The sequence below is a fragment of the Halalkalibacter akibai JCM 9157 genome, assembly GCF_000513135.1.
GTDB lineage: Bacteria > Bacillota > Bacilli > Bacillales > Bacillaceae_D > Halalkalibacter > Halalkalibacter akibai.
Genome location: NZ_BAUV01000044.1, coordinates 23983 through 33580, shown reverse-complemented (window position 1 = coordinate 33580; position 9598 = coordinate 23983). Strand labels below are relative to the sequence as shown.

Here is a 9598-nt window from a genome sequence, read left to right as displayed (position 1 = left end):
CTCCTCCAATTAGGTAAGTTAAATTTATATTAATACAAGTGTTAAACTGAAATTGCTAATTTAGCAAGAAATTCAATGTTAATACTTTTTCGAAATTATCTTATTAATTGCATGTTGATGGGGAATTCCTGATGAATTGCAATCAATGATTATTTCTGGGCAACTTTCTATTAACCAATCATGGTAATAAGATAATAATTCACCTGATTTCCACAAATAAGAATACGGTTCTTTTTCAGGTGGAGGAGCAATAAATGGCTTTTGAACATACACATTCAAGAAATGCATTCCATCGTTGTTTGTAAAGCTCTTATAATTATGAAATATTTCTTGACGGTAATCTGGTTTAACGTAATGCAAAACACCACTTGAAAAAAGTATGTCAAAATGTGTGCTTAACCTAAAATCCAAAATATCAGCCTTGAAAACTTTTACATTAACCCCTACTATATCAGCAAGTTTCTTCGTTTTTTCTATACCTGCGTCGGCTATATCAAAGGCAGTAACATCATAACCATTTCTTGCAAAAAATACAGAATTTTTTCCTTCTCCACAACCAATATCTAATAATTTCAAGTGCTTTGTAGGTGGCATAAGTTCAAGAACCTTGTAGCAGTCTGGATTAGGATTTACTCCCCCATAATATTGAGAGGTCTCATATTCTTTTTCATAAATAGTGACTTGTTTATCATAAGATATATATCCTAGTAACTTATCAACGCTCACTTTTAATATCTTGGAGATTTCTGGTAAAAGAGAAATATCAGGCATTGCTTGTTCATTTTCCCACTTAGAAACTGCTTGATAAGTAACTCCTAACTGCCGTGCAAGCGCTTCTTGAGTTAGTCCTTTCTCTTTTCGATAACGGTTAATATTTTTTGCGAATTTATCTTTCAAATATTACTCACACTCCTCTATAAAGCAATTCTAATATTTTATATAAAGAGTAAACAATAACTTATAAATTGATTTTTTAGTTTTTGCAACTAGTAGTTGAAAAATTATAGACTCTTCAATAGGAAAAAAGCGACTGTCCCTATTGAACAATCGCTTCCTTTAGTGAAAAAAATTAAAGGTATTCTAACCAACCATGTCCTTCAGGAAATTGTTTATTTAAAGACTCTCCGTTTTTCCAAGGTTGAAGCGTTCCATTTTGTGCTTGGTATAACATCCAGTCTTGTTTTAGAAATTCATATAAAACTTGTTGTTGGTTCCTAAAAATAACTACATCTATATCATTATGTTTCCTAGTTTCTTGTCCAACATGTAAATCCAATGCCCAGCCTCCAGCAATAAACCAGATAATGGGTATTGGAGTGAAAACCTCGTCTATCTCGGTAACCGCAATCGGCATCCAATTATCGAAATCTACTCTCATTCTTTCCGCCCTTCAAATTAACTCTATTTCACTATCCCGTTGGCACAATAAGAAGTGCGCTGACATTGTTAAATCATCAACGCACCTGTAAGCATATGCCCTATCAAAACTTCTTCTAAAGGAAAAGTCATTTAATCATAACATCACTTTTTATGGCTTGGTTTTGCAGAACCTGTAAACGCATTTGTTTCGTGAGTTAAATCTCTACCAGCTTCTTTTTCCTCTTTAGAAACTCTTTTACCTAATGCTGCATATAACCAAATAACTGCTCCAAAACTCGCTAAACCACCTATTGTAGTAATCCAAAAAGTTGTATCACTCATAACCGCACCTCCTAATTAAAGAATCCATTACTTCTTACGCAATCCTGCTCCGTAGTTAAATAAAAAAATTACAATTATACTTCATCTTTTTGAATTATCACCTTCTATTGCATCACATCGCTACCTATAACTTTACTAGCATATAAAACACGAAAAATATGGATATCCTCAGACTCAAAGTCATAAAATTCTACATAATTACATACTCATTATATATCTAAATTTTTCCAATTGGTACTTGTCGTTCTATTGTACCAATAATAAAACCAGGAGTGTATAAAATATGAAATCAAATCAATTTCGTAGTTATAAAATAAATCGTACGAGCCTAAAGCGCCTTATCGTTTTGACGATTCTTGGCATGGTATCAATTTTTATTATAACAGGCATGCTTACTTCATTACCTGGTTATGGACTAGCTTCTAATCAAGTACAAGAGTGGTCTGACAGTATAACTGTAGATGATTTTATCTATTTACTCGGAAGGGAAAACAAATATTTTACCCAAGCACTTCCTGAAGATAGTGAACCTCCCAACATATCAAAATTAGTTCTTCAAGTAGCAACAAGTATTAATTTGAAGACCCTACAAGCTTACTCGGAAGAGAATTGCCTGGTTTTGCATTGTATGATGGACAAATTATTGTTGCTGGAGAAAATATGGATTATACAACTCTTCCCATGGAATCAGCTCCACCTATGGATGTAATAATGGCTGAGCGAGAAGCAACACAAGAAAGTTTAGCTAAGTTAGAAAAATTAGAAAAGGAAAAGGAAGCTACTCAATCTAATGACACGACAAATGGTCGAAAAATAGTTCATATCATTCATTCTCATAATTATGAATCTTACTTACCTGAATTAAAAACTAATGTAATAGATGAAGCATTTCATAATCAGATTAATGTTACCCTAGTTGGTGATAAGCTAGCCAAAGAATTAGAGAAGCGTGGAATTGGTGCTAAAGTCGAGGAAAGAAACATTCAAGAAAACTTGCTTACTAGAGGATGGGTCTATGCCAAATCTTACGATGCCTCTCGTGAGTTTGTTAAAGAAGCAATTGCGAATAATGACGATTTAGAATTCTTTTTCGATTTACACAGAGACGTACTCCCAAGAGAAAATACGACTGTAACTATTAATGGAGATGTTTACGCCCGAACAATATTTGTGGTTGGAGGCAAACATGAAAATTATAAAAAAAATCTGGAGTTAGCTGAACAACTTCATGGTTTACTCGAAAAAGATTATCCTGGCTTGAGTCGAGGTGTCATCCTACAAAAAGCCCCAGGTAATAATGGCATTTACAACCAAGACTTGTCGCCTAATTCAATTTTGATTGAAATGGGTGGTGTTCATAACTCCCTAGCAGAAGCTGAACTAACTGCTGAAGCAATCGCAGATGTATTTAGTAAGTTTTACTTGGAAGCGGAGAAAGTCAATGAATAGTATTTTGATTTGGTTGATTTGGTTTATTATATCTACTACTTATGCTTATTTCTATCTAAACTGGCGTATAACATTATCTGTTTCTATTACAGGTTTACTTACGGTTTCATTAGAATTATTCCAGCACTGGAATGAAAACCAGGACGAAAAAGAAAAACAAGAAGACCGTTACTGAATTATTAGTATCGGTCTTCTTGTTTTTCCTTTTGTATTTAACCTGTTTCTCAAGCGCAACAAGATACGATGCATCCGTTAGTGCAATAGTCTATCTTCTATAAAAAATATTTTTCAATAATTAACTTTGCTCTTTCATCCATTTGTGATGGGAGGTTATTTAATGAAAAATATTTCAGCGCCAAACTTTCACCATCATTCATAGCTAATTTCCCATTAATTCCTTCGGCTAGATAAATGCTAATCACATTGTAAACCTCATCCCCATTAGGATATTTAAAATAAAGTTCTTTACCCGACATAACATCTACAAACTTTAATGTTTTTGCCTTTAAGCCTGTTTCTTCATACAATTCACGTTCAGCTGTTTGCTCTAAAGTTTCACCAATCTCCATTGCTCCACCTGGTAATCCCCATTCTTCTGTATCAGAACGATGTTGGAATAATATCTCTTTTTTATCGTTAATAACTACAATAGTAGAGCCAACTAAAATAAACGGTCTATTGCCAATAAGCTCTCTAATTTCTCTTGTATATTCAGCCATATTTTCACCCACTTAATATAATATCTTCTTGAAGTGTACTTCTCTTACTGGAATAAGAGCAGCGATAGCTTTTTACACTATCGCATCCGTTACTTTAAGTACAATGCTTCACAATCTTTTTTACGCCTTTATAAACTTAACTCTTTAAATGCGTTATCATTGCAAAATAACACATCTTAAAGACGAATAGAGCCATAGTGATGTCGCCCCTCAAAAAGAAACGTAATGATACTCTCATAATAAGGTATAAAATTTTTTTGTTCGATTAGCTTTAAGATTTCCTTTTTAGAAGCCCATTTGGCTGCTTGTACCTCTTCAGTCTGTAACTTCAATTCATTCAAATCAAAATCATATTCAATTAAATAAAAATCATCAAAGCCACGTTCAAAGTTAATAGTAAATTGTGGACGTATTTTTTCAAAGTTATAATGAATCCCCAACTCCTCGAATAACTCTCTCGAAGCAGCCTGCTGACTTGTATCGCCTGCAACCGCACTACCACCACAAGTGATATCCCAAAGGTTTGACCACCCTTGCTTAAAGGACTGACGCTGCTGAATGAGCATCTCTCCTTTTGAATTAAATAAACATATGTGTACTACTAAATGAAACTCGTCTGATGTCATTTCATCTCCACGAGTTATTTGTTTCTCTATTTTATTACGATGCTTATCGTATAAATCCCACTTTTCCATTGCGAACTCCTTATGTAATTTTGTAACAAGATAAAACCGACGGTACTCCTTGTTAAACTGAAGTGCTCCTTTTACTTCAGAAGGACGAGATATACCTTATTTTGCGAATACATCCTTTACTTTGAGTATAAAACCTCACAAGCACGCCTGATAATTAATTTTAAGATATTGTCCCAACATTATGAAGAACAAGGCTAGTTTCTCCTTTTGTAACAGCATTAAGTGAAAGTTATTCTTAAAGAAAATAAGAAATAATCTTCAACAAAAAGATTAGCATTCAACTATTGAAATATAATCTTGCCTTGTCCCATAACTAGACCCCAAACTCATTATAACAATTTTGCGGTCTAGTTAGTTAAAAGCGCAGTTACTCGTCCTTCGAATTTATCAAATGTATCAATAGTGGTACCGTGATAATAATGGTTCAAGATGTCTTCATATGTACTACCCTCTTTAGCCATACCTTCTGCACCATATTGACTCATACCGATACCATGACCCAAGCCACGAGTTTCAAAAACAACAGTTCCACCTATACGTTGCCATGAAAAATCAGAAGAATCAAGGTCTAATAATTCTCTGATGTCTCTCCCACTAAGTTCAACTCCATTTATGTTTACTTTCGCCACACGCCCACCCTTTGTTCGTTCTACTATGGTTCCAACTGTACCATCACTCGGCAAAGAAACACTCAGCTTTTTTTCAAATTCCTCAATACTAACTTCCTTTTTTCCATTAAAACGAGGAGAAACTCCGTCCCAAGGACTTTCTACACTACGCAAATATGAAATCTCTTCTTTCCAATAATCTTCAGAGTTTTCCGTATAACCATTGCTTGTAGAGAAGAAAGAAGCCGTAATTGGCTCTCCATCATACGTGAGGATTTCTCCTTTTGTTGATAAAACAGCTTCCATGACTTTTGAAATTCTCCCTTCATAATCATTTCCCCAAAGTTCTCTAAGTTCAGGCATATTACGGTAGACTTGATGCGTTACAGTATCCGTCGCAATTGCTCCTTGAGGTACCTTAGTGGTATTTGGGCTCAACATTAGCTTTAAAATAAAAGTTCGCGCTGCGACTGCCTGTGCTTTTAAAGCCTCAAGTTCAAATGCGACTGGCATCTCAGAACTAACTACCCCCATCACATACTCCTCCAATGGAACTGTCTCTACGGAATCTAAAGAGGTTCTAAAAACTGCAACGGCAATGTCCTCGCTCGGGTCATAGTCTATACTTGGTACAGTAATTTCACTTTGGTTTTGAGAAATAGAGACCTCTTGCTCGAAAGTTGAGAATAGAACAAGCATAGTTGGTATTACTAAAATAACGGTACAAAGAATAAATCCTGCTGCAAATAGACGTCTCATTACAAAAAATTCCATCCTAATTTTATTTTACATATTTTAGTATATGACAGCTTGACCCATAGCAGAACTCTACTATTTACCTTTTGTTATCCCTTTAAAGGTTAGTATTGTTGATAGGTACTAGAAGGGGACTTCCACCAATTAGGAAGTCCCAATTTTTACATTGTTTTTTCAACTGAATCACCCTTATATGTAGTAAGATTTTCCACCGAATTCAACGTAAGTAAAGATAATGAAAGTCCCAAATGTGTATCTTGGTAGTAGCATTATATAGATACTAATGCCAAGATACAAAGCATAGTTTCCCCAAAAAAGCCACTCTCCTAAAGAGAAGTGGCTTTTCTACCTGGATAGGTTACGACTTGGAACCCAAAAACAAACTCTGTCCGCGGACAGATGAAATTCATCAGCACCCGATTACCAGTTTACAAAAGTTCTATTGGCTAGATGGTTTTTTCTTCAGTGTAAAGTTATCTTCGATGAATTTCGATTGAATATATTCACTTAACATTGGGCTTGGTTTCAATACTCTTTTGTAGAATGGGGTTTTATGTTTCCGGAAAACCAAACAATCAATTGGAAAATCGACTGGATTAACACCATATTCTTCAACAATATCATTAGAACTTGCCCAATTCACTATATCAGCCAACATTAGTTCTGCCCAATAATCTAATTGGAGTCCATTTATTCTAGGGGCAAAAGCTTTTTTCAGATTGGATTCTGCATACATCTCATAATTTAGCGGTATGAATCCATCTGCAAAAAAACTACCCATTTTATAGTCTTCTATTTCAAACTCTTTCTTTGCAGAATCCCACTCTAAACGGCGAATAAACCCACAGCCATTCTCATTATCGGTACCAAAAATAACTAAATTAGTCTCAATATCACTAACGGGTTTCAGCAAATCACCATAGATTTTACAAGCTAATGTAGTAACCTCATTTTTGGTTGATTCAGGTTTAATTTTCATTTGTAGCGAAAGTTTTGCTTCATCAACAGGTACGCCACAAGTAGCAAAACCGATGTTTTCGTACAACTTACTAATCTTCGACACCTCAAAATGCGCCCAATAATTACTTGAGCCTGGCTTGTTTAAAATTCTTTGAGTATCAGCTGCTAAAAAAGCACCGTCTTCAAAACAATATCCAATCAAAGCAGTCACTATATACCCTCCGCGTCTTTTTCTAGAGCATACAAGATTATAATCCAATACACAATCATAATTAAAAGATAACCTTTGGTAATGGCTAATAAATAATAAAGGGGTGAAAAAATGTTTGACTCAGAAGAACATTACTTAGATGAAATCGAGAAATATAAAAAATATTCTACGCATGAAGATTTATTACTTATTTTAGCAAAAAGAGGTCATTATGAAGCAAAAACAAAGTTAGGGCAATCTAAGCAAGAACTATTAGTAGTTAGCATAGCTTTAGGTTTCCTAGCTGAAGGATTGCCGTTTTTAGACCTTATTAGAGAAGGTAATGTTGGATTAAACAAAGGTTTAGAAGATATAAAGACACTATCTGAAGGAACATCTCTTAATGCGTTCCTTACACCTTATATTACCTCATCAATTAAGAAATCATTATCACAATGAATTGTTCCGTTCACGAACTTCCAAACGATTCATTTATAACTACGTAAATAATAATTATGACGATAGAACTTGACCAAATACAGTTTTACCGGGTCCCACGTGATGAGTCTATAAGTGGAAACAGACAAGTAAATCACAACATTAGATTGAGAGTCAATGGTGCATCGGTAGGTTCCGAAGAATACAATTTACTAGAAAATAACAAGCAGTTAGTTTTTTTTAGAAATATAGAATGATAAAAAATAACCTAATCTCTAATCCAGATTAGGTTATGATTCTATCATTTCATTTAACTCACTAAACATCGCTTCGAATTCGCTGTCAGACATTATTTTCCTTAGTGCGAGTTCACCGACATTTACATACCAATTGTTAATAGGGTCATACAAAGACTCAACTTCCGGAGAGTAATTTAAAATCGGTAACAACATAAAATCTTTAATATTATTTGTTACCAGAATACAGTCTTCTTGCCAAGCACTAAAAAGTATTCGCGCATCGCTTACGCTTGGATAATGCATCCCGTAGATAGAATTGATATCGTTATAGTATTTACCACGGACATAGATAGCCATTTTTCTAATCTGATGTTCAACATCGACTGTTATGACATCATCATAATTTACTTCTTCACAATACTGTAACAGTGTATCAATGTTGTTTAATTCGCTGGAACAAATACAACAGCTTCTCCATTTCCAACTTCAGAAATGATATTTCTCCAAGCTGCCTTAGAAGGTATTTTGTACGTCTTATCTTTGTTAGCTCGATGTCTAATTGCATTCGTATCTACCATATACTGTTTAACCGGTTTCCCCATGTCTCCTCAACAATTAAACATCCAAATCAGCGTGAACTTTTTTAGCAAGATTTAGTGAATTTTCTTTAATACGTGCACGTTTTTGAATATATTTCTCCCAGTTCTTATTTCCAACAAATTGAACAGTTTCAATTAGCCATTTTCCGCTGTTCTCAAAACGTTGTTTTCCTTCAATTTTGCCGTTTGCGCAGTACCTACGCACCATTTGTGGTGATACTTCAAGTATCTCTGAAGCCTCTCGGACTGAAATATAGTCTGGGATGTTGTATTCTTTTTGTATCACATTGAAAAGCTCTCTTTTTTGTTCATCACTCATCTGTTCAAGCATATTTGTTTTCATTTTTTCTAGTTCTTCGATTGAACGAGAAATAACAATGATGTCTCTTAATTGCGGATTAAGATTCTCTAGGTCAGGAGAAAGTTGGACTCTATCAAGAATATCAGTCATTTTTTCCACCTCTTCCACCTCTATTTTAACATAATATGGTAGAAACAAAAGAACAAAAGGAAACAAACGAAACCTTTTTTACAGTATATACAAAAATTGCTTGAATCATTCCAAAAACCTTTAAAATACTTGTAATTTTGATATAGCTTTTTTTATAAGAGTTGCTCTGGGAAATAGAACAAAAAAAACTAACAGAAATAAAGTCGTTGAGTGATATTCCTAATTCAGCAGCTTTAGATTCATCACATGTTCTATATCGTTTTTCATCATTTCCCCCCGCGAATAAAGAAAATTATTTAACTATCCAATCTTCATACCTGAATTTGAACTCATCATTAGACATTTCTTCACAGAACTGTTTCGCATCTACTTCTGCTTTGTAAACTTTCCAAATGACTTTGTCGTTGTTGTTTTTGTTTACTCTGATAACGATAAAAACTTTTTTCAAAACATCAACTTTAATATCTTTTTCGGTTGGAGCGCGGACTACATCAAGCATAGATTCTTCACAAGCTCCGAATTCCTCGTAATTCTTCTGTGCGATTCTTAGTGAAACATCGCCGTTGGCGCCTCCGGTGAAGTCTGGGTCATCCCAGCATGCTGGGTCGTCTTGCCAGTAGCAAATGGGACAGATATCATGTATTTCACTAGTTAAGGACATGTAGTTGCAGCAACGACACAAATACTTCTTTGGTTCCGGTATCTCTTCCCCAAGTTCTAATTTAGTTTCGATGTAATCTCTCATCACTTGTTTCAGTTCTTCTAATACTTTTTCTTCAGTATCTGCTGTTGT

At 34.6% G+C, this 9598-nt stretch carries 12 protein-coding genes and 3 pseudogenes; 3 read left to right on the top strand and 12 right to left on the bottom strand.

The genetic code is table 11. The annotated features are described in order from the left end of the window. Positions 1–78: 78 nt before the first annotated feature. The 3 genes from JCM9157_RS18415 to JCM9157_RS18405 form a co-directional block, all read right to left on the bottom strand. Complete coding sequence (locus JCM9157_RS18415; protein ID WP_035667045.1) at positions 79–897, bottom strand: helix-turn-helix domain-containing protein; 819 nt, start codon at positions 895–897, stop codon at positions 79–81. A gap of 172 nt (positions 898–1069) precedes the next feature. Further along, complete coding sequence (locus tag JCM9157_RS18410) at positions 1070–1378, bottom strand: nucleotidyltransferase domain-containing protein (RefSeq protein ID WP_052013254.1); 309 nt, start codon at positions 1376–1378, stop codon at positions 1070–1072. Between the two features lie 143 nt (positions 1379–1521). Further along, entirely contained in the window at positions 1522–1701 is a 180-nt protein-coding gene (locus tag JCM9157_RS18405; protein WP_035667043.1) for a hypothetical protein, read from the bottom strand. A 283-nt stretch (positions 1702–1984) separates the two neighbouring features. Between JCM9157_RS18405 and spoIIP the strand changes: the two are divergent. Together spoIIP and JCM9157_RS18395 are read left to right on the top strand one after the other, a co-directional pair. Further along, positions 1985–3150: pseudogene (gene spoIIP, locus JCM9157_RS18400) on the top strand (stage II sporulation protein P). Continuing rightward, positions 3143–3325: a hypothetical protein gene (locus JCM9157_RS18395; RefSeq protein ID WP_035667041.1), complete on the top strand. Its 183-nt coding sequence runs from the start codon at positions 3143–3145 to the stop codon at positions 3323–3325. Before spoIIP ends, JCM9157_RS18395 begins: the two are co-directional and overlap by 8 nt. Before the next feature lie 97 nt (positions 3326–3422). Here the strand turns inward: JCM9157_RS18395 and JCM9157_RS18390 are convergent, their stop codons facing one another. The 4 genes from JCM9157_RS18390 to JCM9157_RS18375 all read right to left on the bottom strand — a co-directional run bounded on the left by JCM9157_RS18390 (position 3423) and on the right by JCM9157_RS18375 (position 7099). Further along, a complete protein-coding gene (locus JCM9157_RS18390) occupies positions 3423–3869 on the bottom strand; it encodes an NUDIX hydrolase (RefSeq protein WP_035667040.1) in 447 nt (148 codons plus the stop codon). 176 nt (positions 3870–4045) lie between these two features. Beyond that, positions 4046–4564 carry an NUDIX hydrolase gene (locus JCM9157_RS18385; protein WP_035667039.1) on the bottom strand — a complete coding sequence of 173 codons (519 nt, stop codon included), beginning with the start codon at positions 4562–4564 and terminating at the stop codon, positions 4046–4048. Between the two features lie 347 nt (positions 4565–4911). Next, positions 4912–5931 (bottom strand): stage II sporulation protein D, encoded by a 1020-nt coding sequence (gene spoIID, locus JCM9157_RS18380; protein ID WP_148296914.1) that lies wholly within the window; start codon positions 5929–5931, stop codon positions 4912–4914. Positions 5932–6367: 436 nt separating this feature from the next. Next, positions 6368–7099, bottom strand: coding sequence for an Ntn hydrolase family protein (locus JCM9157_RS18375; protein WP_035667037.1), 732 nt, complete (start codon positions 7097–7099; stop codon positions 6368–6370). A 111-nt stretch (positions 7100–7210) separates the two neighbouring features. Between JCM9157_RS18375 and JCM9157_RS18370 the strand changes: the two genes are divergently transcribed. Continuing rightward, positions 7211–7537, top strand: coding sequence for a sigma-70 family RNA polymerase sigma factor (locus JCM9157_RS18370; protein WP_035667036.1), 327 nt, complete (start codon positions 7211–7213; stop codon positions 7535–7537). A gap of 269 nt (positions 7538–7806) precedes the next feature. On the opposite strand, the gene JCM9157_RS18365 is transcribed toward JCM9157_RS18370, so the two are convergent. From JCM9157_RS18365 to JCM9157_RS25505, 5 genes and pseudogenes are all read right to left on the bottom strand, one after another. After that, positions 7807–8112, bottom strand: coding sequence for a PIN domain-containing protein (locus JCM9157_RS18365; RefSeq protein WP_035667035.1), 306 nt, complete (start codon positions 8110–8112; stop codon positions 7807–7809). A gap of 86 nt (positions 8113–8198) precedes the next feature. Further along, positions 8199–8357, bottom strand: a complete 159-nt coding sequence (locus JCM9157_RS24730; RefSeq protein ID WP_156321507.1) for a PIN domain-containing protein — start codon at positions 8355–8357, stop codon at positions 8199–8201. Between the two features lie 13 nt (positions 8358–8370). Next, entirely contained in the window at positions 8371–8805 is a 435-nt protein-coding gene (locus JCM9157_RS18360; RefSeq protein WP_052013253.1) for a helix-turn-helix domain-containing protein, read from the bottom strand. A 25-nt stretch (positions 8806–8830) separates the two neighbouring features. Continuing rightward, positions 8831–9052 (bottom strand): annotated as a pseudogene (locus tag JCM9157_RS26265) (hypothetical protein); the annotation flags it as partial. A 210-nt stretch (positions 9053–9262) separates the two neighbouring features. Next, a pseudogene (locus tag JCM9157_RS25505) lies at positions 9263–9550 on the bottom strand (CPCC family cysteine-rich protein); the annotation flags it as partial. Positions 9551–9598: the final 48 nt, after the last annotated feature.

Bases quoted from the DNA above. Each gene is read 5' to 3' on its own strand.
- JCM9157_RS18410 (WP_052013254.1), bottom strand. From the start codon at position 1,378: ATGAGAGTAGATTTCGATAATTGGATGCCGATTGCGGTTACCGAGATA.
- JCM9157_RS18405 (WP_035667043.1), bottom strand. From the start codon at position 1,701: ATGAGTGATACAACTTTTTGGATTACTACAATAGGTGGTTTAGCGAGT.
- JCM9157_RS18395 (WP_035667041.1), top strand. From the start codon at position 3,143: ATGAATAGTATTTTGATTTGGTTGATTTGGTTTATTATATCTACTACT.
- JCM9157_RS18390 (WP_035667040.1), bottom strand. From the start codon at position 3,869: ATGGCTGAATATACAAGAGAAATTAGAGAGCTTATTGGCAATAGACCG.
- JCM9157_RS18385 (WP_035667039.1), bottom strand. From the start codon at position 4,564: ATGGAAAAGTGGGATTTATACGATAAGCATCGTAATAAAATAGAGAAA.
- spoIID (WP_148296914.1), bottom strand. From the start codon at position 5,931: ATGAGACGTCTATTTGCAGCAGGATTTATTCTTTGTACCGTTATTTTA.
- JCM9157_RS18370 (WP_035667036.1), top strand. From the start codon at position 7,211: ATGTTTGACTCAGAAGAACATTACTTAGATGAAATCGAGAAATATAAA.
- JCM9157_RS18365 (WP_035667035.1), bottom strand. From the start codon at position 8,112: ATGGCTATCTATGTCCGTGGTAAATACTATAACGATATCAATTCTATC.
- JCM9157_RS24730 (WP_156321507.1), bottom strand. From the start codon at position 8,357: ATGGGGAAACCGGTTAAACAGTATATGGTAGATACGAATGCAATTAGA.
- JCM9157_RS18360 (WP_052013253.1), bottom strand. From the start codon at position 8,805: ATGACTGATATTCTTGATAGAGTCCAACTTTCTCCTGACCTAGAGAAT.